Genomic DNA, 23,358 nt, shown 5'->3' on the forward strand with positions numbered 1-23,358 from the left:
CCCTCGGCCGCCGCCTGCCGCCCCGGAGGATCCGCGCCCGCCCCGCGTCCGCTCCGGCCCCGCGTCCGCTCCGGCCCCGCCCGTCCGGTGACCACCGGGCGGGCGGGACCAGCGGGCTAGCGGGTGCCCCAGGAGTAGGTCTGCTTGTGGAGCTTGAGGTAGACGAAGGTCTCCGTGGCGTGGACGGTGGGGATGGCGCGGATCTTGCCGAGAATCTCCAGGAGGTGCTGGTCGCTCTCGCAGACGACCTCGACCATGATGTCGAGGGATCCGGCGGTCAGCACGACGTAGTCGATCTCCTTGATGGCCGACAGCTCGTCGGCCACCATCTCCAGGTCGCCCTCGCACTTTATGCCGATCATGGCCTGCCGGGGGAAGCCCAGGACCAGCGGGTCGGTGACCGCGACGATCTGTATGACCCCGGCGTCGAGCAGGCGCTGGACCCGCTGGCGGACCGCGGCCTCGGACAGGCCGACGGCCTTGCCGATGGCGGCGTACGGCTTGCGCCCGTCGCCCTGCAACTGTTCGATGATCTGCTTGGAGATCTCGTCGAGGACGACGGGGTTTGGCCTCGCGTCGTTCTCGCGGCGTACCTTGGGTGGCGTCGTCATCCGCGCTCCCTGGCGTCATGTTGCGGGGCTGGTGCCGACAGATTGCGGCTCCGATGCGACATGGTGTCAGTTCTTCGGGCTCTGTCAAGCGAATTCGTAGCAATTTGGTATCTTCACAACGAAATCCCTTGTCGCGAGGCACCTACTCTGTAAGAGTCGCGACAACTCGGCCCCACTGTGCAAGGAGGTCAACGTTGACCACCCCGGTTGAGAACCATGAGTCCACCCGTCTGCGCAACTACATCAATGGTGCGTTCGTGGACGCCAAGAGCGGCCGATTCTCCGATGTCATCGACCCCTGCACCGGAGAGGCCTACCTCCAGGCGCCGGTCTCCGGTGCGGAGGACGTCGACGGAGCATACGCCGCCGCTGCCGCCGCCTTCGAGTCGTGGAGCGGTCTCACCCCGGGCGAGCGGGCCAACCTGCTGCTCAAGGTGGCGGACGCCATCGACGCCCGGGCCGACGAGCTGAACGAGGCGGAGTGCCGTAACACCGGCAAGCCCCGGGCCCGGATGGCCGAGGACGAGACGCCGATCGCCGCCGACCACTTCCGCTTCTTCGCGGGCGCCGCGCGCACCCTGGAGGGCCCGACCTCGGGCGAGTTCCTCGCCGACCACACCTCCGTCATCCGGCACGAGCCGGTCGGCGTCGTGGGCCAGGTCACGCCCTGGAACTACCCGATGATGATGGCGGTCTGGAAGATCGCCCCCGCGCTCGCCGCGGGCAACACCATCGTGCTCAAGCCCTCCGACACCACCCCGGTCTCCACCCTCAAGCTGGCCGAGATCCTCGGTGAGGTCCTGCCGAAGGGCGTCTTCAACGTCGTCGTCGGCGACCGCGAGACCGGCGCCCTCGTCGTCGGGCACCCGACGGCGCAGATGGTCGCGATCACCGGTTCGGTCGGCGCGGGCATGGCCGTGGCCAAGACCGCCGCCGAGGACCTCAAGCGGGTCCACCTGGAGCTCGGCGGCAAGGCCCCCGTCGTCGTCTTCGACGACGTCAAGGACCTCAAGGCCGCCGCCGAGGCCATCGCCACGGCCGGTCTCTACAACGGCGGCCAGGACTGCACCGCCGCCTGCCGCGTGCTGGTCCACGAGGACGTCCACGACGAGTTCGTCGCCGCGCTGACCGAGGCGGCCGCGGGCACCGTGACCGGTGACCTGTCCAACGAGGACGCGCTGTACGGCCCGCTCAACAACGCCGACCAGCTCGCCCGCGTCGCGGCCTTCTTCGACCGGGTCCCCGGTCACGCCAAGGTCCTGACCGGCGGTCACCAGGTCGGCGACAAGGGCTACTTCTTCGCCCCGACCATCGTCGACGGCCTCCAGCAGGACGACGAGATGGTGCAGAACGAGGTGTTCGGGCCCGTCATCACCGTCCAGACCTTCTCCGACGAGGCCGACGCGGTGGCCAAGGCCAACGGCGTCAAGTACGGGCTGTCGAGCTCGGTGTGGACCTCCGACCACGGCCGGGCCATGCGGATGTCGAAGCGTCTCGACTTCGGCGTCGTATGGGTCAACACCCACATCCCGTTCGTCTCCGAGATGCCGCACGGAGGGTTCAAGCACTCCGGTTACGGCAAGGACCTGTCCGTCTTCGGACTCCACGACTACCTCCGCGTCAAGCACGTAATGCACTACATCGGCGAATAGCCGCGAACAGAGGGATAAGCCTGGTATGACCGATATCCAGGCGGGCACGGAGGCGGCGTCGGCCGCCTCCACCTCCGCCCAGGTGCCCGCCATCGAGCTCGACGGAGTCGTCAAGGAATACCTCGCCCACGGAGAAGTCGTCCAGGCGGTGAAGGGTGTGACCCTGACGATCGCCGAAGGGGAGTTCTTCTCGCTCCTCGGCCCCTCCGGGTGCGGCAAGACCACCACGATGCGCATGATCGCCGGGTTCGAGGATCCGTCGCGCGGCACGGTGCGGTTGCACGGCCAGGACGTGACCAACGTGCCGCCCAACAAGCGCGACGTGAACATGGTGTTCCAGTCCTACGCGCTGTTCCCGCACATGAACGTCTGGGAGAACGTCGCCTTCGGCCTCAGGCGCAAGAAGGTCGGCGAGGCCGAGATCAAGCGGCGCGTCGGCGAGATGCTGGAGATCGTGGCCCTCACCGGCCGCGAGAAGCGCCGCCCCCGGGAGATGTCCGGCGGCCAGCAGCAGCGGGTGGCCCTGGCCCGGGCCCTCGTCAACAAGCCCCGCGCGCTCCTGCTGGACGAGCCCCTCGGAGCGCTCGACCTCAAGCTCCGCCAGGCCATGCAGATCGAGCTCAAGCGCATCCAGCGCGAGGTCGGCATCACCTTCGTCTACGTCACGCACGACCAGAGCGAGGCGCTGACCATGAGCGACCGCATCGCCGTCATGAACGACGGCCAGGTCGAGCAGCTCGCCTCGCCCCGTGAGATCTACGAGAGCCCGGCCACCACCTTCGTGGCGGGTTTCATCGGCACCTCCAACCTGCTCAGCGGCACCGTGGACCGGCTCGTCCCCGGCTCGGCCATGCTTAAGCTGGGTCAGGAGGGCCGGGTCCTGGTGGCGGGAGACGGTTTCCGGGTCGCGGACCCGATCGCGGTCACCGTACGCCCCGAGAAGATCACCATCTCCACGGAGGAGCCGGCGGGCGATGTCAGCATCGTGCCCGGCGTCGTCTCCGAGGTGGTCTATCTGGGCCTCTACAACAGCTACACGGTGAGCCTGGCCGACGGCGCCGAGGTCACCGTCTTCCAGCAGAACGCGCTTGACAGCACGAGTACGGCAGAGCGTGGTGACGCCGTTTGGCTGTCGTGGCAGCCGCATCACTCGTACGCGATCGGAAGTTGAGTACCGCCATGCATCACTCCCAAGACCCGGCTTTCCTGCGAGGCATGACGCAGAGCCGCTCGATCACCCGCCGTGACGCCTTCCGCCTGGCGGGGCTGTCGGCGGCGGGCCTGGCCCTGGCCGGCTGCGGAGTCCAGGGCAAGAAGGTCGAGGCGCCCAAGGCGGACGCCGTCACCGACTACTGGGCCTCCCAGAAGCAGAACGGCACCCTGCGCTTCGCCAACTGGCCGCTCTACATCGACAAGGACGGCAAGAAGTATCCCTCCCTGGAGATGTTCACCGCCGACACCGGCATCAAGGTGACCTACCAGGAGGCCATCCAGGACAACACCACGTTCTTCGGCAAGATCCAGCCGCTGCTCGCCGCCAACAACGACATCGGCTACGACCTGATGGTCATGACCAACGGCCTCCAGCTCAGCAAGGCCATGGCGCTGGGCTATCTGGTCCCGCTGGACCACTCCAAGCTGCCGAACTTCGCGGCCAACGCGGCCCAGAAGGTCAAGAACCCGACCTGGGACCCGGGCAACACCCACACCATCCCGTGGACGGTCGGCCTGACCGGCATCGCCTACAACCCCAAGTACGTCGACGAGGTCAAGAGCATCGAGGACCTCTGGAACCCCAAGTACAAGGGCAAGGTCGGCATGATGCTCGACACCCAGGAGGTCGCCAACTTCGGCCTGTTCGCCCTGGGCATCGACCCCGACAAGTCCACCGAGGCCGACTGGCGCAAGGCCGGGGACAAGCTCCGGCAGCAGCGCGACGCGGGGCTGGTGCGCAAATACTACGAGAACGACTACGTCGACGCCCTCGTCCGGGGCGACGTGTGGATCACCATGGCCTGGTCGGGTGACATCTTCCAGCAGGTCGCCGAGGGCAAGGACCTCAGGTTCGTGGTGCCCGAGGAGGGCGGCACGATCTGGACCGACAACATGTGCATCCCCAAGACCGCGCAGAACCCGGTGGACGCCCTGACGTTGATGGACTACGTCTACCAGCCCAAGATCGCCACGATGCTGGTCGAATACATCAACTACATCACCCCGGTGCCGGCCACCAAGGATCTGGTCCTCGCCGACGCCGCCAAGGCCAAGGGTGAGGACAAGGCGTCCCTGGAGCAGATCGCCAACAGCCCGATGATCTTCCCCTCCGACGCCGACATGGCCAGGCTGCGCTCCTACAAGGCACTGACCACGGCCGAGGAGAAGGTCTTCGAGTCCATCTTCCAGCCGGTCACCCAGGGCTGACCGGGGATGAAACGCCTCGCCCCCTACCTGCTCATCCTGCCGGGCGGCCTCTGGCTGGCGATCTTCCTGGTGGTGCCGATGGTCTTCATGGCCTCGGTCTCCACCCAGGAGGGCGACGTGGTGAACGGGTTCGTCCAGACGTTCAACTTCTCGGTGTACGGCGACGCGCTGGCCCAGTACCAGACGCAGTTCCTGCGCTCGGCCGGCTACGGCCTGACCGCGACGGTCATCTCCGTCGTGCTGGCCTACCCGATGGCCTACTGGATCGCCTTCAAGGGCGGCCCGCGCAAGTCCACCTACCTGCTGCTGGTGCTGCTGCCGTTCTTCGTCTCGTTCGTGCTGCGCACGGTGTCGTGGAAGTTCCTGCTGGCCGACGACGGCATGCTGCTGGCACCGCTGAAGTCGGCGGGCCTGGTGTCCGGAGACTTCCACGTGCTGCAGACGACGGTGGCGGTGATCGGCGGCCTGGTCTACAACTACCTGCCGTTCATGATCCTGCCGATCTACGTCGCGCTGGAGCGGGTGGACCCCCGGGTGGTCGAGGCAGCCCAGGACCTGTACGCCGCCCGGCGTGAGGCGTTCACCAAGGTCGTGCTGCCGCTCTCGCTGCCGGGCGTGTTCGCCGGGGTGCTGATGACGTTCGTCCCGATGACGGCGGACTACGTCAACGCCGGCATCCTCGGCGGCCCGGAGAACACGATGATCGGCAACATCATCCAGACCGAATACCTCGTCAACAACGACTATCCGACCGCCGCCGCGCTGTCGTTCACGCTGATGGCGGCGATGCTGATCGGTATCTTCGCCTACGCCAAGGCGCTCGGCACCGAGAACGTGCTGGAGGCGGCGGCCCGATGAGCACCACTGGACTCGGCGCGGCGGCCCCGGCGGCCGCCCAGGAGACGGCGCCCGCCGGGCGTGGGCGGAGCAGGACCCGGATCGGCGACCGGCTGCTCAAGGTCTACGTCTGGCTGATCATCGCCTGGCTGTTCCTGCCGATCGCAGTCATGATCGTTTTCGGCTTCAACGACACCAAGAGCAAGTCGAACGTGACCTGGCAGGGCTTCACCCTGAACTGGTGGGGCCGGCTGGGCGAATATCCCGAGCTGACCAGGGCCGTGGTCAACTCGCTCCAGATCGCCGTGCTCTCCACGCTGATCACGACGGTCATCGGCACGCTCATGGGCCTGGCCCTGGGCCGCTACCGCTTCCGCGGGCAGGGTGCGACCAACCTCGTGATGTTCGCCGCCATCGCCTCGCCGGAGCTCGTCATGGGAGCCTCGCTGCTGTCGCTGTTCATCAGCAGCGGGGTGCAGACCGGCTTCGTGACCGTGGTCATCGCGCACGTGCTGTTCTCCCTGTCGTTCGTGGCCATCACCGTGCGGGCCCGGGTGATCGGGCTGGACCGCTCGATCGAGGAGGCCGCCCGTGACCTGGGCGCCTCCACGTGGGTGACGTTCTGGCGGGTGACGTTCCCGATGATCCTGCCCGGCGTCGTCGCGGGCGCGCTGCTGGCGTTCGCGCTCTCCATCGACGACTTCGTGATCACCCAGTTCACCAGCGGGGCCCTCCAGACGTTCCCGCTGTGGATCTGGGGCGCCACCCGTATCGGGGTGCCGCCACAGGTCAACATCATCGGAACCCTTATATTCGCGGTAGGCGTCGCGATCGCCGTGTTCAACACGGTGCTCTCGCGCCGCCGCACCTAGCTGCCGTCAAGCCCCGTGCCGTCACCGGGCGGCACGGGGCTTCGGTGTACCCAGATCCTCGGCAGAGAACAGGGAGGCGAGATCGGATTCAGGCGGGGGGAACCCGCGTGTGGTCTTCACGACCACGCGATACACACACAAAAATAATTTGACTCACCGTAGGGAAGTGAGATTTGTGGATCCGCTGAAGGCTCTTGCTGATGCGGAGCGCAAGCCGTACTGGCTCGACAGTCCGGCGAAACCCGAGCCGCAGCCGCGGCTCTTCGGAAACACGACCGCCGATCTGGCGGTGGTCGGCGGAGGCTTCTCGGGGCTGTGGACCGCCCTGATGGCCAAGGAACGAGACCCGTCGCTCGACGTGGTCCTGCTCGAAGGACGCAGGATCGGCTGGGCGGCGTCCGGCCGCAACGGCGGCTTCGCGATGGCGACGCTCACCCACGGGATCGCCAACGGGCTGGAGCGCTGGCCCGAGGAGGTCGCCACGCTTGAGCGACTGGGGCTGGCCAACCTCGACGAGATCGGCGAGACCGTCGCCAGATACGACATCGACTGCGGCTACGAGCGCACCGGCGAGCTGAACGTGGCCACCGAGCCCTGGCAGCTTGAGGAGATGCGCGAGAGTGTCCAGATCGCCCACGAGCTGGGCATCCGCTTCGACGTCCTCGACGCGGACCAGATCCGGGCGGAGGTGAACTCTCCCACCTACATCGGCGGCTTCTGGGAGCGCGACGGCTGCGCCATGGTCGACCCCGCCCGGCTGGCCTGGGGGCTCCGGCAGGCCTGCCTCTCCGTGGGCGTGCGCATCTACGAGCGCACGCCGGTCAGGAACATCAAGGACACCCAGGCGAGCATGGACCTGCTCACCCCGCACGGCACCGTCAGGGCCGCCAGGGTCGCCCTCGGCACCGGCGTGTTCCAGCCGCTGCTGCGGCGGCTGAAGCACTTCCTGGTGCCGGTCTACGACTACGCGCTGATGACCGAGCCGCTCTCCGCCGAGCAGCTCGCCTCCGTCGGCTGGCACAACCGGCAGGGCGTCGGAGACTCGGCCAACCAGTTCCACTACTACCGGCTGACCGCCGACAACCGCATCCTCTGGGGCGGCTACGACGCGGTCTACTACAACGGCGGCAAGATCAAGCCGGAGTACGAACAGCGCGACGAGACCTTCGTCAAGCTGGCCGGGCACTTCGCCACGACGTTCCCGCAGCTGTCGGAGCTCCGCTTCACCCACCGGTGGGGCGGCGTCATCGACACCTGCAGCCGCTTCAGCGCCTTCTACGGCCAGTCGCACGGCGGGCGTCTCGCCTACGCCGTCGGCTACACCGGGATGGGCGTCGGCGCGACCCGCTTCGGCGCGAACGTCATGCTCGACCTGCTCAACGGCGAGCCGACCGAACGGACGGAGCTGCGGATGGTCAAGGAGAAGCCGCTGCCCTTCCCGCCCGAGCCGGTCCGCTCGGCCGGGATCCAGATGACCCGCTGGTCGATCGCCCAGGCCGACCTCCACCAGGGCCGCCGCAACCTCTGGCTGCGCACCCTGGACCGGATGGGCCTCGGGTTCGACTCGTAGTCGGCGCTCCCGGTCCCCGCCGGTGCGGTGGGGGCCGGGAGCACGGCGCCGGGCTCCCTCGCCCCGCGGTGCGCCGACCGTACAGACTGGACAGCGTGACCGAGACAGTTGAGTTCGAGGCCGACGGGATCAGGCTCGTCGGCGACCTGCGGGTGCCGGCCACGGCCGGCCCGCACCCGGCCCTGGTCCTCACCGGGCCGTTCACCGGCACGCGGGACCAGGTCACCGGGCTGTACGCGGCCCGGCTGGCCGAGGCGGGATATGTGACGCTGGCCTTCGACCACCGCAACTGGGGCGAGTCGGGCGGGACGCCGCGCTGCCACGAGGACGCGCAGGGCAAGCTGCACGACCTGCGGGCCGCGGTCTCGCTGCTCCGCGCGCGGCCCGAGGCCGACGGCGACAGGATCGGCGCGGTCGGCGTCTGCCTGGGCGCCGGATACGCGCTCCGGTTCGCCGCCTTCGACCCCCGGGTGAAGGTCTTCGCGGGCATCGCCGGGGCCTACAACAACCCCTACGGCATGCGCGCGGCCATGTCGCCCGACGGCTACCACGGCGCGCTGGCCTCCTTCACCGAGGTGCTGGAGCGCCAGGACCGGGGCGGCCCGGTGGAATACCTGCCCGCCGTGGCCGTCGGCGGTGAGGCCGCCATGCCGGGGGACGAGCCGTTCGCCTACTACGGCACCGAGCGCGGCGCCCGGCCGCACTGGCGCAACGAGGTCACCAGGGCCTCCGTCCGCGAGCTGATCACCGTGGACAACATGACCGGAGCCGACTTCCTGTCCCCCAAGCCCGGCCTGATCGTGCACGGCGTGGTGGACCGCTTCTGCTCCCCGGAGGGTGCCGAGGAGGCGTACAAGCGGATGGACGGCCCCAAGAGACTCCACTGGCTGGACGCCAGGCTCCACATCGACCTCTACGACACCGAGCCCTACGTCACCCAGGCCGTCGAGGCCACCGTGGCGTTCTTCGGCGAACACCTGTAAGCCGATGTACGTTCTCGGACTGGACGTCGGCGGCACCTCCTCCCGCGCGGTGCTGGCCGACGCCTCGGGCCGGCGGGCCGGGCACGGCAGGGCCGCCGGCGGCAACCCGGCGGCCCACGGCACCGCCACGGCCGCCGCCAACATCCGGCAGGCGCTGGAGGCCGCCCTCCGCGGCGTGGACCCCGCCCTGGTGGCCGGGGCGGTCATCGGGATGGCCGGGGCGGGGGCACTCGACCGGGCCGTCTTCGACCGGATGTGGGCCTCCGCCGGACTGCGCTGCGTCCCCGCCGTGACGGGCGACCTCACCATCGCCTTCGCCGCCGGTACGGCGGAGCCCCGCGGCACCGTGCTCATCGCGGGGACCGGCGCCACCGCCGCCCGCATCGAGGACGAGGAGCCGGTGGCGATCTCCGACGGGCTCGGCTGGCTGCTGGGGGACCAGGGGTCGGGTTTCTGGCTGGGGCGCGAGGCGGCCCGCGAGGCCGTCCGCAGCCTCGCCCGGGGGGAGAGCGGCGGGCTGCTGACGCGCCTGGTCGCCGAGCAGATCCGCGCCGACCGCGAGATCCGCGCCGACCGCGCCGGAGCGCCTCCGGGCGGCGGTGGAGGGCCCGCTGGGGCGTCCATGGGCCGGCCGAGCGGCGGCGGGGCCGGGTGGCCGCCCGCGGACGGCAGGGCGGAGGCCGTCCGGATCGTGGTCCACGCCCAGGGGCGCTCCCCACTGGAGCTGGCGAGGCTGGCGCCACTGGTGAGCCGGGCCGCCGACGCGGGCGACCCCGCCGCGCTGCAGATCGTGGCGACGGCGGCCGGACTGCTCCGCGCGACGGTGGCCGAGGTGCGCGAGGCGGGGGAGGACACCCCCGTCGTGCTGGCCGGGAGCGTCCTGACCACCGGGGGGCCGGTCTGCTCGGCCGTACGGGAGGGGCTGGGCGCCTCGACGGTCCTGGCCGGCGACGGGGCCGCGGGGGCGGCCTGGCTGGCCGCCAAGAGGGCCTTCGGCCTGGACGGCGAGGCGGCGGGACGGCTGCACCGGCGGATCCTGCGGCAGGCGTGACAGGCGGGTGTGACAGGCGGGTGTGACAGGAGTGGCAGGAGCCTCGCGGAGGCCGGTGCCCCGCTCCGGCGGGGCCGGGCACGGTGCGGGCACGGGGCGGCGCTCCTGCGGGGACGGGCACGGGGCGGGCGGGGCTCGCCTCCGGTGGGGACGGGCATGAGGTGAACGGCGCCGGTCTCCGCGGAGGCGCGGGGGCGGAGCGGGGCTCGCCGGACCGGGCCGTCGACCAAGGGCCACCCGGCCGTCGACCAAAGGCTGAACGCCTACATCCATAGATGTACATCCCGGATGGGTCCGCGTGACGATGACCGGCCGCCCGGGAGCGGACATCGTTGAAAGCGTGACGACGCGACGGATAGACGTGCTGGACGTGCTCAGGGGTGTCGCCATCATGGGGACCCTGGGCACCAACATCTGGATCTTCACCAGCCCGGGTGGCCCGGCGAACGCGCTGGACGCGCTCGCCCAGTCCGGGACCGTGGAGACCTTCCTCCGATTCCTGGCCAACGGCAAGTTCCTGGCCCTGCTCACCCTGCTGTTCGGGGTCGGGCTGGAGCTGCAGTACCGCTCGGCCGCGCGCCGGAACGCGCCCTGGCCCGGCTGGTACCTGTGGCGGGCCGGGCTGCTGTTCCTCGAAGGCCTGATCCACTACGTGCTGATCTTCGAGTTCGACGTGCTGATGGGCTACGCCGTGACCTCGATCATCGTGGCGTACCTGATCGGCCGGAGCGACCGGGTGGTCAGGGCCTGGATGATCACTGTGGGGTCGGCGTTCGTGGCGCTGATCGGGCTGGCCACCTTCATCATGGTCTACGGCCAGGTCAGCACGGTCCCCCCGGCCTCGGAGGCGTCCACGCTGTTCTCCGAGGGCGCCTACCTCGACCAGGTCGCGGCCCGGATCCAGCTGATCGGCGTCTACCGGGTCGAGGCCGTGTTCATCATCCCGATGGGGATCGTGCTGTTCCTGCTCGGATCGCGCCTGATGCGCGCCGGGATCTTCGAGGACTCCGTCCAGGGCGCCACCCTCCGCGGGCGGCTCATGCTGGCCGGGCTCGGCGTGGCCCTCCCGCTCAACCTGCTGACCTCCTTCGCCGGGGAGGCGTGGTTCCTGGTCGACCGCTATCTGCTGCCCCCGCTGGTGGCACTGGGCCTGCTCGCCCTGGTCACGACGGTCGTGCACCGGATGAGCGGCGCTCCCGGCACGGTGCGCCGGGGCCTGACCGCCATCGGCCGCACCGCGCTGAGCTGCTACGTCTTCCAGAACCTGGCCGCCGCGACGCTCTGCTACGGCTGGGGGCTCGGGCTGGCCGCGCGGTTCGCCGGCCTGCGGCCGTGGTGGGTGATCGGCGCCTGGGCCGGTATCTGCGCCCTGTTCATGGCGCTGTCCACGCTGTGGCTGCGGCGCTACGACCGGGGACCGCTCGAACTGCTCTGGCAGTGGGCCTACACGGCCCCCCAGTCCCGCCGGGTGACGAATGATAAAATAATGGACAATTCCATCAAGCGTTAGGGTCCGGTTTGTCGCGGAAGGTCGTCGGTACGGTCGCCGCCCTTCTGCTGGTCCTGTTCGCCGTCGTCCACGCGCCGTTCCCGGCGCCCCCCGGCCTTCACCACGAGCCCGGACTCGCGATCACACTGGCAGGCGGGGCGGTGCTGCCCCCGGCCGTCCAGCATCAGCAGGACCGCTGCCTGCCCCCGCCGGCCACCGGCCCGGCCGGGCCGGAGGAGGGGGCACCGGCCCCGGTCCTCCGGCCGCCCCGGACCGCCCCCGCCGTGCGGGCCGTACACGACACCTCCGGACCCCGAGCCCCTCCGTCCAGCGATCTGTGACGCACTGACACCCAGATCGCTCGACGGAGGTTTTTCATGTTCCACGAACACGTGTTCACCATGCCCGGATTCTGCCCCGAAGGGGGTCATCGTGGCACTGGGTGACGCTCTCATCGCCCTCGGCGGGTCCTTTCTGGCCGCCGGGATCATCGCCAGACTCGGCACCCGGATAGGGCTGCCGACGATCCCCCTGTTCATGCTCGCGGGCATCCTTTTCGGCCCGCACACCCCCGGCCTCGCCCTGGTCGACGATCCGGCGGACCTGAAGGTCGTCGCCGCGCTCGGCCTGATCTTCCTGCTGTTCTACCTCGGCCTGGAGTTCTCCCTGGACGACCTCGTCTCGGGGGGCAGGCGTCTGGTGCTGGCGGGGGTCGGCTACATCCTGCTCAACGTCGGCGGCGGCCTGGCCTTCGGGTTCACCGTCGGCTGGGGGACCAGGGAGACCCTGGTCCTGGCCGGGGTGATCGGAATCTCCTCCTCGGCCATCGTGACCAAGCTGCTGGTCGACCTCGGGCGCCTGGGCAACCCGGAGAGCCGCCTCATCCTCGGCATCATCGTGGTCGAGGACGTCTTCCTCGCCCTCTACCTGGCCGTGCTGCAGCCGGTGCTCAGCGGCGCCGACACCTTCACCGCCGCCGCGATCTCCTTCGGCAAGGCGTTCGCCTTCCTGATCGTGCTGACCGCCCTGGCCCGGTGGGGGACGCGGCTGGTCAACACGCTCGTGACCACCAGGGACGACGAGCTGCTCGTGGTGATGTTCACCGGTCTGGCGATCTTCACCGCCGGCGTCGCGGAGGAGCTCGGCGTCTCCGACGCGATCGGGGCCTTCATGATCGGGCTCATTCTGAGCTCGACCAGGGCGGCGCCGCGCATCCGCCAGCTCGTCCACCCGCTCCGGGACGCCTTCGCCGCCCTGTTCTTCTTCGTGTTCGGCCTGTCCATCGAGCCGGGCGACATGCTCTCGGTGGCCTGGCCCATCGTGATCGCGGTGGCGATCACCGTGCTGCTCAACGTCGTGGCCGGCGTGCTGGCCGCCAAGCTGAACTCCTTCGGCAGGACGGAGGCGGTCAACATCTCGCTCACCGTGCTCTCGCGCGGTGAGTTCGCCCTCGTGCTGGCGACCATGGCGCTGGCCGCCGGGCTGGACGGCAGGCTCGCGCCGTTCATCGCCGGGTACGTGCTCATCCTCGCCCTGCTCGGGCCGCTGGTCGCCAGCCGCTCGGAGTCGATCGGGCGGGCGCTCTCGCGGCGGAGAAGGCCGGAGGGGCGCGGGACGCCGGGGACGGCGCGGCGCGGGGAGCCGGAGGAGGAGAAGGCCCCGGCCACCTGAACCACCTCGGCCGTCCCCGGCCGTACTGTCCCGCGCCCCGGCTCGACCGGCCGGCGCGGCCGCGTCCCGTGTCAGGCCCGAGGGCCTCGCGGGGACGGTGCCGCGGGCGGGGATGTCAGCCGGCCTCGGTGGGCCGGCTCACGTCCCGCGCCGGGTCACCCGCCGACGGTGGGCCCGCCCAGGTCCCCGCCCAGGTCCCCGGTCAGGTCACGGGCCCAGGGCGGGTTGGCCCCGGCCACCGAGCAGGTGAGCGCGGCGACACCGCTGGCGAAGGACGCCGCTTCCTTGGCCTGATCGAGGCTGAGGGCGTCGAGCCGCCCGCCGAGCAGGCCGGAGGCGTGCAGCCGGTGGAGGAGGGCGGCGGTGAAGGAGTCACCCGCCCCCACGGTGTCCACGACCTCCGTGACGGGCGCCGGCACCGTCGCCCGCTCGCCGTCGAGGGAGACGGTCGCGCCCCTGGGGCCGCGGGTCACCACGATCAGGCGGGCGCCCGCGGCGTGCCAGGTGTCGCAGACCTGTTCGAGGGGCTCGCCGGGGTGGATCTGTTCCAGGTCGTCGTCGCTGAGCTTGACGAGGTCGGCCAGCGCGCACCACACGGGCATCCGCTCCCGGTAGACGGCCAGGTCGACGAACGCGGCGCGCACGTTGGGGTCGATCGAGACGGTGGCGTGGGGGGCGGTCCTGGCCAGCAGCTCCTCGACGCGCTCCGCGCCGGGGGCGCCGACCAGGGCCATGGAACCGGTGTGCAGGCAGGAGACGTCGCCGAGCCGGTCGGCGGTCAGCTCCGCCGTGCTCCACTGCCAGTCGGCGGAGCCCTTCGCGTAGAAGGTGTAGACGGCCTGCCCCGACCCGTCCAGCGTCGCCACCGCCAGCGTGCTGGGCTCGTCGGCGGCGACGCAGCCGGTCAGGTCGACCCCGGAGGCGCCGAGGTGGGCGCGGAACAGGGCGCCGAAGGAGTCCCGCGAGATGCGGCCGAGGAAGCGGGTGGGGGTGCCGAGGCGGGAGAGGGCCACGGCGGTGTTCGCCGGGCTCCCGCCGGGAAGGACGCGCAGGGCGAGCTCGCCCTGCGCGGGGCTCCCGGTCGTGAAGGCGTCGGCGACGCACTCACCGAGCACGGCTACCTGGGTGGGGGGCATGGGACTTGCCTTTCTGGGGCGGGCGACGCGACGCGGTCCGGTGGCGTTGCCGATCCGTTGCAGCGGTAAGGCATTGACGTTTCCTTTCGCGGACCCCATCATCCATGGCAGCGGATGTCAACGTTGACATGTGTCAACGTTGACATTTTGAACCTCCCAGACCCACCAGGGAGTACTCGATGCCTTTAAGCATGCGCGCCCCCGGCGTAACAGCATGGCCGAGGTGGTCGCGATCATGACGGGAGCGTTGCGGGTGGAGACGGGCAGGGGCGCGGTTGTCACCGACGAGGGGGCGGCCCGCGCCGTCGGTCTCTCCTGAGGTTGGCGTGCCGGCTCTCCTGAGGTTGGCGTGCCGGAGGTAGGTGAGCACCCTTTAGCCTGTTTCCGACGCCGTGCCCCCGACGAGAAGAGCGGTGATCCATGTCCAAGGTTCGCCGCGCCACCATGACGGATGTGGCCCGCGAGGTCGGTGTCACCGCCAAGACCGTCTCGCGGGTGGTCAACGACGACGGCCCGGTGGCCGCCGAGACCCGCGAGCGCATCCTGGAGGCCATGGGCAGGCTGGGGTTCCAGCCGAACCTCATGGCGCGCAACATGCGGGTGGGCGCGCGCGACTCCACAGTCGGGCTGGTCATCCCTGACATGGGCAACCCCTTCTTCGGGACCGTCGCCGGCGGGTTCGAGAGCGCGGTGCGGGCCCGCGGCCTGACGCTCATCGTCGGCTCCTCGGCGGAGACGGCCGAGCGCGAGCGCTCGCTGATCTCGACCTTCCTGGCCCGGCGGGTCACCGCGCTCATCGTGGTGCCCTCCGCCGACAGCGACCACCGCCACCTGCGGGCCGAACGGGCGGCGGGCCTGCCGCTGCTCTTCCTCGACCGGCCCGCCAGCGGGCTCACGGCCGACTCCGTGGTCTCCTCCAACCGGGAGGGGGCGCGCTCGGGCGTCGCGCACATGATCGCTCACGGGCACCGGAGGATCGCGTTCGTCGGGGACCTGCCCGAGCTCTACACGCGCCGGGAGCGGCTGCAGGGCTATCGTGACGCGCTGGCCGAGGCCGGGATCGGGTTCGACCGGACCCTGGTGGAGATCGGTCACGACCACGAGGCCGCGGCGGCGGCCGTCACCCGGCTGCTCGGCGCCAGGAGCCCGGTGACGGCGGTGTTCGCGGCCGACGACTCCGCCGCGACCGGCGTGGTCCTCGGGCTGGCCAGGCTCGGCCGCCGGGACATGGCGGTGGTCGGCTTCGACGACCTGCCCCTCGCGGAGGTGCTGGAGCCCGCGCTGACCGTGGTCGCGCAGGATCCCGCGGCCATCGGGCGCGCGGCGGCGGAGCTGCTGATGGCCCGGCTGGACGGCGAGCGGTCCAGGGCCCGGACCGTCGTGGTGCCCACCCGCCTGATCACCAGGGGGTCGGGGGAACTGCGCCCCTCGGCGGCGGCGGTCCCCACAGGCCGGTGACCTCCGTCGGGCCATGCGCCCGAGAACTTTTCACGGGCGTATTCCTCAGTAAATCCACGACACTACTGAAACCGGAAAGAGTTCGAATGCCGTGCATATCCCCGACGGCCGAAGGATGTCGCCTCGCCGAGTAGGTGAGAGGCGATTGATGACGGCTCAACCGTCGTTACTTCCTCCGACAAAATGGCCTGTCTATTCGGGGGCTGTCAATGGTGGTTCCTGTTTGCTGGTATTTGCCGGGCTATGAGTGGACTGATAGCCGGCGGTGACGGCGCGGGGGGCGGGACGGCGGCCTCAGTCGATGATCACCGCGCCCGAGGTGCCGTCCACGGTGATCCGCCGGCCGGTGACGACGTGCTCGGTCGCGCGGGCGACGCCCACGACGGCCGGGATGCCGTACTCGCGGGCGACCACCGCGCCGTGGGAGTTGGCGCCGCCCATCTCCATCACCAGGCCGCCCGCGGTGAGGAACAGCGGGGTCCAGCCGGGGTCGGTGGAGGGGCAGACCAGGATCTCGCCGGGCTCCAGGTGGGCGCCGACCGGGTCGAGGACCACCCTGGCGGTCCCCGTGACGCTGCCCGCCGAGGCGGGGGTGCCGGTCAGCGCGCCGTCGACCGGGGCCGCGGTGGCGACGGCCTCGGGTTCGGTGCCGTCCGACAGCAGGACACGCGGCAGGTGCCTACGGCGCCGCTCGCGCGCGGCCTCCTCGCGCCGCCCGGAGACGAGCGCCCGCAGCGTGGCGGGCCGCGACGCGACCGCACCGCCGGGCCGCGACGCGCCCGCGCCGGCGGGGGGCTCCGCGGCGGCGGCGCGGGCGTGCGGGGCGCCGGCCGCGGACGTGGCCGCCGCGGCTCCGGCCGCCGAGGGCTCCGCGCCGGTGAGGGCGGCCCGGACCTCCCTGGCGGTCAGGAAGAAGACGTCGTCGGGGGCGGACAGCAGGCCGCGGGCGGACAGGTCGGCGCCGACCGTCATGAGCTCGGCGCGCATGGCGGCCAGGATGGTGACCATGTAGAACTTGGGCAGCTCGCGCAGGCCGGCCAGCGCCCGGGTCCGGCCGAGGGCGAAGCGGACGGCCCTGCCCCGGACGCCTCCCACGCGGGCGCCCAGCGTTTTGATCATGAGCGCGGCCTCCGCGGCGCCCTTGGCGAACAGGGCGTCGGGGGAGAGCGCGGCGTCCTCCAGCCGGAGGTAGTTGGCCAGGACGCCGAGGACGTGCGTCGGGTCCTCCGACCAGCGGGGCACCCCGAGGTCGATCTCGGCGACCGCGCGGACGCCGTAGACGGACAGGAACTCCTTCAGGCCCCGCTCCACCACGCCGGGCAGCGACCCGGCGTGGAAGCGCCCGGCCAGCTCGGCCGGCGGGGTGCCGAGCAGCAGGTCGGCGGCCTCCCGGTCGGCGCGGATCCGGGTGGCCAGATGCCACAGGGCCAGGTCCATCTCGGTGGTCACGTTGTGCGGCAGCCCGCGCAGGACCGTCTGGAGCTCACCGGGCCGGGCATGGTCGCCGAGGAGGCGGTAGGCCAGGCCGAGCATGGCGAACCCGGCCGCCGGGCCCGGCAGGACCTGGGGCAGCACCGGGACGGCCCGGCCGCCCAGGATCCACTCGACGCGGTCGAGCCGCTGGAGGGGGGTGGCGTCCGGCGGGGACGCCAGCCGCGTCCGCAGCTCCGCGCCGAGCCGGTCGGCGCGCCTGCGCGCGGACGCCGGGTCCAGCACGGCCTGCACGGCCCGCTGCGGGATGCGGAAGCGGGCCGCGTTCCTGGCGAGCCTGCGCAGGGCGGGCCGTACCGAGCGCTGGGTCACGCTGAAGCGGGGATCGCCGGACAGGCCGCGCAGCACCTCGGCGGATCTGGCCTCCATCACGTCGAGCACCCGGGGGAAGAGCGCCCGGCCCACCCGGCTGCGCATCATCCCCGTGACGTCGATGAACACCCGCCCGCCCGCCTCGGCCAGCAGCGGCGCCCCGCCGGACCGGTCGGCGACCGGGGCCCCCAGCAGGTCGGCGGCCGACGACGACAGCAGCCGGAAGGCCGACACGCCCATCGGGGTGATCGGCGCGTAGATGCCCTGGGCGACGCTGAAGGAGAAGTAGATCTGTGTCCCGCCGGCGTCGGCGGGCCCGTCCGGCGCGGGACCCGCCGCCGAGGGCTCGGCGTGCCGGGGGATCGGGAAGAGAGTGGTGATCGGGCGGGACTGGGTCAGCCACAGCGTGCCGTCGGCGTCGATGGCCCACTCGGTGTCCTGCGGCGAGCCGTAGTGGGCCTCGACCCGGCCGCCCAGCTCGGCCAGCGCCCTGATCTGGGCGTCGGTGACGCAGGCCCGCTCCATCCCGGTCTCGACGTGCTCCACCCCGCCGCCGGGCAGGGATCGTACGGCCAGCCGCTTGTCGCCCAGCCGGCGCTCGGTGATCCGGCCGGTGGCGGTGTCGACCACGTAGTGGTCGGGGTTGACCGCGCCGGAGACCACGGCCTCGCCCAGCCCCGGGCCGGCGTCGATCACCGCCTCGTGCCGCCGCCCGGTAACCGGGTTGGCGGTGAACATCACCCCGGCGACCTCCGACTGGACCATCTCCTGGATCACGACGGCCAGCAGCACGGTCCGGTGGTCGATGCCGTTGGCGGCGCGGTAGGCCACCGCCCGGTCGGTCCAGAGCGAGGCCCAGCAGCGCCGGACCGCCTCCAGCACGGCCTCGTCGCCGATCACGTTGAGGTAGGTGTCCTGCTGCCCGGCGAAACTGGCGTGCGGCAGGTCCTCGGCGGTGGCGGAGGAGCGGACCGCGACGGGGCCGTGCGCGCTGCGCCGTACGGTGTCGGCGATGTCATCGGGGACCGGGGCGGAGAGCACGAGCTCGCGGGCCCGCGTGGCCAGCCCGTTCAGGGCCCTGGCGTCCGAGGCTGGGGTGCGGGCCAGGGCGTCGAGCACGCCGTCGAGGCCGGCCTGCCCGGTGACCCTGCGGTAGGCCTCGGTGGTGACGCACAGTCCCGGCGGGACCGGGAGGCCGGCGGCGGTGAGCACGCCGAGGTTGGCGGCCTTCCCGCCGACGAGGGGCAGCATCTCTGCCCTGATGTCATCAAATTTCAGGACGAGTGGGGTGCGCATGGGTGCGTCTCCTTGAGGCTTCGCCGAGCAGCGCCATGGCCCGGATCACGAGCTCGCGTTCGTCGGCGGTGAGATGGGCCATGACCTCGCACTGGGCGTCCGCCCTGGCGCGCTCGAAGCCCCGCAGGAAGCCCGCGCCGTCCGCGGTGAGGGCGATCCGCCGGACCCGCCGGTCGCCGGGGTCGCTGTGGCGGCCGACCAGGCCCCGCCGTACGAGCCGGTCGACCAGGCGGCTGGTGGCCGAGACCGAGCGGTCGATGCGCCCGGCGAGCTCGCGGAGCGTCGGGGGGTCGGGGCGGTCGAGAACGTAGAGGGTGGCGATCTGGATCACGGAGGGCTCCTCGCCCTCGAACCCGCGCAGCAGCTGCAGCACGGTGCCGGGGATCAGGGCCCGCCGGAAATCGCCGATGTCGTCGGCCAGCCGGTCGCGCTCCGCGCCGTCCAGGGGTCCCATCGGCCAACTCCTTGCATCACTGCAACCAGTGCGTGCCTGCAACGTTAGGCCGCGCCGGCCAGAAAATCAACAAGTGATGAAATTTGGTGGGCGACCGGGTCCGCCGCACCCCCGCCGGCCCGCTCGCTGACCTCTGGGGGACGGCACGGCGACGGCGCCGGCCATGAGGCCGGCGCCGTCGCCCGGAACACGTGGTGGAGCCGTTCCTCAGCCGCTCCACCCGAGGAACCAGACCTGCCCGTTCGCGCCGTAGCGGTTCTTCTGCCACGGGTGCGACCGGCTGCCGCACGCGCCCGTGGAGGGGCGGTAGGCGGTGCAGAAGTGCCACCGGTCCGTCACGTCCCAGACGTTCCAGCCCACGCCGTAGCTGCTGTTGTTCTGGCAGCCCTCATACCGGTAGGTGGGCCAGTTCGTGCTCCCGGTGCAGCTCGCCGAGGTGTATGTGACCGAGGCGCCGTCGCCGCACCAGGTGTGGTCCGCGGTCCCGCCGAGAGTGGCCGAGCCGTACCCCGTCTGCAGGTACCAGCAGCCCGAGGCGAGGCCGGTGGTGCCGGCGCCCGCCTTCATCGCGGGGGTGGGAACGCTCGCGGCGGCCTTGCTCTGGGAGGCGTCCACGAGTGTGGGGGCGGTCTCCCGCTGGCGGGACATGTCGATGTATCGGTCCAGTCCCTGCTGCTTGATCTCCCTGGCCGTCAGCGCGCGGGCCTTGGGCTTGGCGGGCGGCTCCGTCACGGAGGGTGGGGAGGCGGGCGAGATGTCCGGAACGCTTGACTGCGCGGAAGAGGAGGCCCCGAGGCTCAACACGGCGGCCGCGGTGAACGCGCAGCCGGCCGCGGCCTGGATGAGACGTCGCTTCGATGGCATGCAGCATGCTCCTTATGTAAAGGCGCGCGACGGATGGAATTCGATGGAATTCTCACCCGCGGCGTGATCTTGACGGCGTAGGCAATATATATACTCTCCCGGCCCGGGGCAGAGGATTGGACCGGCGGTATGGTAAATGAAAGTTTTATCGCCCTGACGGCAGGTGAGCTTGCATTTTCCCGGCGGTCCGGGATGTCGGACGCCGCTGCCGGGGAGCCGTCCCGGCCTTTATCGGGCGGTGCGGAATTCCGTAGGTCCGGAAATGTTTTCCGCCATTGGTCCGCATGCTTTCCGGTGCGTTCCGCGCCGCCCGGCGCTCACTCCGCGAGGGCCCGCTCGTAGGCGGCGAGTGTGTCGACGAACAGCTTGCGCTCGGCCGGCGTCAGGGGTTCGAGAGCCTGCCGCCAGGCGTGGGCCCCCTTGGCGAGCCAGCTCTCGATCGAGGTCTGGTGCTCGGGGGCGATGCGCACGATCGTGCGACGGCGGTCGGCGTCGTCCTCGCGCCGCTCGACGACGCCGCTGCGGCTCAGGTCGCCGACCATCAGGCTCACGGTGGCCGGTGCGACCTTCAGCCGGGAGGCCAGCTCGTTGACGCCCATCGGCCCGTCGAAGAGCAGGAACGCCAGCAGCGACAGGTGCCGGGGGGCGAGGTTGAAGGACTGCAGCTCCTCGGGGACGCGGATGCGCTTCACCCGGCTGACCATGCGCGGCATGAACAGCAGCAGCGTGCGGACGCCCTCGTCCACGCTCAGGCCATCGGTCGACATCTCAGATACCTTGCTGATTAAATTAGCTTTGCTATCAAAGCAAAGTGGCTGACGTCGTCAGCCTATCCCGAGGGGACGATCCATGTCCGACTTCAACCTGCAGGTCATCGAGGAGTTCCGGGCCAACGGGGGGAAGGTGGGCGGCCCGTTCGAAGGGGTGTCGCTGGTGTTGCTGACCACCACCGGCGCCCGATCCGGCCGGCGTCACACCACCCCGGCGGTATACCTGCCCGCGGGCGACCGGATCATGGTCTTCGCCTCCAACGCGGGCGGCCCGAAGCATCCGGCCTGGTACCACAACCTGGTCGCCGACGCGCGGGTGACCGTCGAGACCGGTGCGGAGACCTACGAGGCGACCGCCGTCGTGCTGCACGGCGAGGAGCGCGACCGGTTCTACGCCAGGCAGGCCGGACTCGATCCGGCCTTCTCCGCCTACCAGGCCGGCACGGACCGGGTCATCCCGGTGGTCGCGCTGCACCGCAGGGACGCGGCCCGCGCCGGGGCGCTCGGCGAGCACCTGGTCAAAATCCACCAGGAGCTCCGCGAACGGCTCGCCGGCCTCCGCGGCGCCGATCCCGGCGAGGACCTGCGGACGCACTGCCTGCTCTACTGCGAGGCGCTCCGCGCGCACCACACCGGCGAGGACGAGCTCGGGTTCCCGCGTCTTGAGCGGCAGTTCCCCGAGCTGGCCCCGGCGCTGGCCCGGCTGCGCGAGGAGCACGTGGTGGTGGCGCGGATCACCGGCGAGATCAGGGCGCTGCTCGACGGTGGCGACGTCGAGCGGGTCCAGGCCGACCTCGACCGGCTGGCCGCCGAGCTGGAAGCCCACTTCGCCTACGAGGAACAGCAGCTCGTGGCCGCCCTGAACGAGCTGAACTGAGCCGCGCGGGCGGTCCCGCCGGGCGGTGGCACCGGTGGCTCCGGCGCGCGTCCGGCCCGCGCCGCGCGCTGCGGGCCGCCGCCTCCGTTGGAACCCGGGTGGGAATCCGATAGGAAGAGATCCATGACTACCGAGCAGACGTTCGTCATCGTCGGAGCGGGCCTGGCCGGGGCGAAGGCCGCGCAGTCCCTGCGGGAGGAAGGGTTCACGGGCCGGATCACGCTGATCGGCGCCGAGGCCGAGCGCCCGTACGAGCGGCCCCCGCTGTCCAAGGGCTACCTGCTCGGCAAGGAGGAGAAGGCCAAGGTCTACGTCCACGACGAGGGCTGGTACGGCGAGCACTCCGTGGAGCTCCTGACCGGACGCCGGGTGACCGGCATCGACCGGTCCGGGCACGAGGTGGAGCTCGACGACGGCCGGCGGCTCGGATACGCCAAGCTGCTCCTGGCCCCCGGCGCGTCCCCGCGCCGCCTCGACGTGCCCGGCGCGGACCTGGACGGCGTTCACTACCTGCGCAGCCTCGACGACTCCGAGAGGCTGCGCGGGGCCGTCCGGGGCGGCGGCAGGGTGGTCGTCGTGGGGGCCGGTTGGATCGGGCTGGAGACCGCGGCCGCCGCCCGCGGATACGGCTGCGAGGTGACGGTCGTCGAGCCGCGGCCGGTGCCGCTGCAGGCGGCGCTCGGCCCCGAGATGGGCGCCTTCTTCGCCGAGGTGCACCGGCGCCAGGGCGTCGACGTACGGCTCGGCCGGGGGGTGACCGGGTTCCGCGGCGACGGGCGCGTCCAGGCGGTGCTCACCGACGACGGCGGCGAGATCCCGGCCGACGTGGTGATCGTCGGTGTCGGCGTGCGCCCGGAGGTCGAGCTCGCCGAACGTGCGGGCCTGGCCGTCGACAACGGGATCGTCGTCGACGAGTCCCTCCGCACCGACGATCCCGACATCTACGCCGCCGGCGACGCGGCCAACGCCTTCAACCCGCTGTACGGCGCCCGCATCCGCGTCGAGCACTGGTCCAACGCCCTCAACGGCGGCCTGGCCGCGGGCAGGGCCATGCTCGGCCAGAAGGTCGTCTACGACCGGCCGCCCTACTTCTTCACCGACCAGTACGACGTCGGCATGGAGTTCTCCGGCTGGTTCGCGCCGGGCGGCTACGACTCCGTCGTCGTCCGGGGAGACCTGGAGGCGCGGGACTTCCACGCCTTCTGGCTCGCCGGCGGCCGTGTCGTGGCGGGGATGCACGTCAACCGGTGGGAGGAGGGCATCGCGCCGGTCCAGGAGCTGATCCGCGGCGGCGCCCCGGTCGCCCCCGACCGGCTCGCCGACCCTTCGGTGCCGTTCGCCGACCTCGTGCGGGGCTGACCGGCGGCCGCGTGCCCCGCCCCCGGCGTGAGACGGGTGCGTGGCCCGACCCTGGCGTGAGGACGGGTACGGGCCCCGCCCCGGCGCGAGGACGGGTGCGGGGCCCGGCCGCCGGGGCCGGGGCACGCGGTGGCGGGCGGCAGGCTCTCGCTGAGTCCATTTCATGGCATAAAATGGCTGATTC

20 protein-coding genes are annotated in these 23,358 nt (G+C 71.3%); 14 read left to right on the forward strand and 6 right to left on the reverse strand.

The window, feature by feature from the left end; translation table 11 throughout:
* Window positions 1–116: 116 nt before the first annotated feature.
* On the reverse strand, window positions 117–611 hold the full coding sequence (locus J2S55_RS01080; RefSeq protein WP_306856634.1) for an Lrp/AsnC family transcriptional regulator: 495 nt from the start codon (window positions 609–611) through the stop codon (window positions 117–119).
* A 194-nt stretch (window positions 612–805) separates the two neighbouring features.
* Here J2S55_RS01080 and J2S55_RS01085 point away from each other — a divergent pair, with 194 nt between their 5' ends.
* The 11 genes from J2S55_RS01085 (at window position 806) to J2S55_RS01135 (ending at window position 13,157) form a co-directional block, all read left to right on the forward strand.
* Window positions 806–2,263, forward strand: coding sequence for a gamma-aminobutyraldehyde dehydrogenase (locus J2S55_RS01085; RefSeq protein WP_306856635.1), 1,458 nt, complete (start codon window positions 806–808; stop codon window positions 2,261–2,263).
* Between the two features lie 25 nt (window positions 2,264–2,288).
* Window positions 2,289–3,434 (forward strand): ABC transporter ATP-binding protein, encoded by a 1,146-nt coding sequence (locus J2S55_RS01090; RefSeq protein WP_306856636.1) that lies wholly within the window; start codon window positions 2,289–2,291, stop codon window positions 3,432–3,434.
* A gap of 44 nt (window positions 3,435–3,478) precedes the next feature.
* Entirely contained in the window at window positions 3,479–4,684 is a 1,206-nt protein-coding gene (locus tag J2S55_RS01095; RefSeq protein ID WP_306856637.1) for an ABC transporter substrate-binding protein, read from the forward strand.
* A 6-nt stretch (window positions 4,685–4,690) separates the two neighbouring features.
* On the forward strand, window positions 4,691–5,542 hold the full coding sequence (locus J2S55_RS01100) for an ABC transporter permease (protein WP_306856638.1): 852 nt from the start codon (window positions 4,691–4,693) through the stop codon (window positions 5,540–5,542).
* Window positions 5,539–6,393 carry an ABC transporter permease gene (locus tag J2S55_RS01105; protein ID WP_306856639.1) on the forward strand — a complete coding sequence of 285 codons (855 nt, stop codon included), beginning with the start codon at window positions 5,539–5,541 and terminating at the stop codon, window positions 6,391–6,393. Before J2S55_RS01100 ends, J2S55_RS01105 begins: the two co-directional genes overlap by 4 nt.
* Before the next feature lie 175 nt (window positions 6,394–6,568).
* Entirely contained in the window at window positions 6,569–7,963 is a 1,395-nt protein-coding gene (locus tag J2S55_RS01110) for an NAD(P)/FAD-dependent oxidoreductase (protein ID WP_306858537.1), read from the forward strand.
* A 95-nt stretch (window positions 7,964–8,058) separates the two neighbouring features.
* Complete coding sequence (locus tag J2S55_RS01115; RefSeq protein ID WP_306856640.1) at window positions 8,059–8,946, forward strand: alpha/beta hydrolase; 888 nt, start codon at window positions 8,059–8,061, stop codon at window positions 8,944–8,946.
* A gap of 4 nt (window positions 8,947–8,950) precedes the next feature.
* Window positions 8,951–9,997 carry an N-acetylglucosamine kinase gene (locus J2S55_RS01120; RefSeq protein WP_306856641.1) on the forward strand — a complete coding sequence of 349 codons (1,047 nt, stop codon included), beginning with the start codon at window positions 8,951–8,953 and terminating at the stop codon, window positions 9,995–9,997.
* Window positions 9,998–10,337: 340 nt separating this feature from the next.
* Window positions 10,338–11,507, forward strand: a complete 1,170-nt coding sequence (locus J2S55_RS01125; RefSeq protein WP_306856643.1) for a DUF418 domain-containing protein — start codon at window positions 10,338–10,340, stop codon at window positions 11,505–11,507.
* Between the two features lie 8 nt (window positions 11,508–11,515).
* Entirely contained in the window at window positions 11,516–11,827 is a 312-nt protein-coding gene (locus tag J2S55_RS01130) for a hypothetical protein (protein ID WP_306856644.1), read from the forward strand.
* A gap of 91 nt (window positions 11,828–11,918) precedes the next feature.
* A complete protein-coding gene (locus J2S55_RS01135; protein WP_306856645.1) occupies window positions 11,919–13,157 on the forward strand; it encodes a cation:proton antiporter in 1,239 nt (412 codons plus the stop codon).
* Between the two features lie 155 nt (window positions 13,158–13,312).
* Here the strand turns inward: J2S55_RS01135 and J2S55_RS01140 are convergent, their stop codons facing one another.
* Window positions 13,313–14,293 (reverse strand): carbohydrate kinase family protein, encoded by a 981-nt coding sequence (locus tag J2S55_RS01140; RefSeq protein WP_306856646.1) that lies wholly within the window; start codon window positions 14,291–14,293, stop codon window positions 13,313–13,315.
* A 420-nt stretch (window positions 14,294–14,713) separates the two neighbouring features.
* Between J2S55_RS01140 and J2S55_RS01145 the strand changes: the two genes are divergently transcribed.
* Window positions 14,714–15,751, forward strand: a complete 1,038-nt coding sequence (locus tag J2S55_RS01145) for a LacI family DNA-binding transcriptional regulator (RefSeq protein WP_306856647.1) — start codon at window positions 14,714–14,716, stop codon at window positions 15,749–15,751.
* Between the two features lie 294 nt (window positions 15,752–16,045).
* Here the strand turns inward: J2S55_RS01145 and J2S55_RS01150 are convergent, their stop codons facing one another.
* The 4 genes from J2S55_RS01150 to J2S55_RS01165 all read right to left on the reverse strand — a co-directional run bounded on the left by J2S55_RS01150 (window position 16,046) and on the right by J2S55_RS01165 (window position 20,935).
* Window positions 16,046–18,850: a PEP/pyruvate-binding domain-containing protein gene (locus tag J2S55_RS01150; RefSeq protein ID WP_306856649.1), complete on the reverse strand. Its 2,805-nt coding sequence runs from the start codon at window positions 18,848–18,850 to the stop codon at window positions 16,046–16,048.
* On the reverse strand, window positions 18,822–19,304 hold the full coding sequence (locus tag J2S55_RS01155) for a MarR family winged helix-turn-helix transcriptional regulator (protein WP_306856650.1): 483 nt from the start codon (window positions 19,302–19,304) through the stop codon (window positions 18,822–18,824). Before J2S55_RS01155 ends, J2S55_RS01150 begins: the two co-directional genes overlap by 29 nt.
* Before the next feature lie 207 nt (window positions 19,305–19,511).
* Window positions 19,512–20,168 carry a hypothetical protein gene (locus J2S55_RS01160; RefSeq protein ID WP_306856651.1) on the reverse strand — a complete coding sequence of 219 codons (657 nt, stop codon included), beginning with the start codon at window positions 20,166–20,168 and terminating at the stop codon, window positions 19,512–19,514.
* Between the two features lie 317 nt (window positions 20,169–20,485).
* Window positions 20,486–20,935, reverse strand: a complete 450-nt coding sequence (locus tag J2S55_RS01165) for a MarR family winged helix-turn-helix transcriptional regulator (RefSeq protein WP_306856653.1) — start codon at window positions 20,933–20,935, stop codon at window positions 20,486–20,488.
* An 82-nt stretch (window positions 20,936–21,017) separates the two neighbouring features.
* Here J2S55_RS01165 and J2S55_RS01170 point away from each other — a divergent pair, with 82 nt between their 5' ends.
* Together J2S55_RS01170 and J2S55_RS01175 are read left to right on the forward strand one after the other, a co-directional pair.
* The gene (locus J2S55_RS01170) at window positions 21,018–21,815 is read left to right on the forward strand and encodes a nitroreductase/quinone reductase family protein (protein WP_306856655.1); all 798 of its coding nucleotides are present in this window, start codon (window positions 21,018–21,020) and stop codon (window positions 21,813–21,815) included.
* A 123-nt stretch (window positions 21,816–21,938) separates the two neighbouring features.
* Window positions 21,939–23,174 carry an NAD(P)/FAD-dependent oxidoreductase gene (locus tag J2S55_RS01175; RefSeq protein WP_306856656.1) on the forward strand — a complete coding sequence of 412 codons (1,236 nt, stop codon included), beginning with the start codon at window positions 21,939–21,941 and terminating at the stop codon, window positions 23,172–23,174.
* The last annotated feature ends 184 nt before the right edge of the window (window positions 23,175–23,358 follow it).

The sequence above is a fragment of the Streptosporangium brasiliense genome (assembly GCF_030811595.1).
Lineage (GTDB): Bacteria > Actinomycetota > Actinomycetes > Streptosporangiales > Streptosporangiaceae > Streptosporangium > Streptosporangium brasiliense.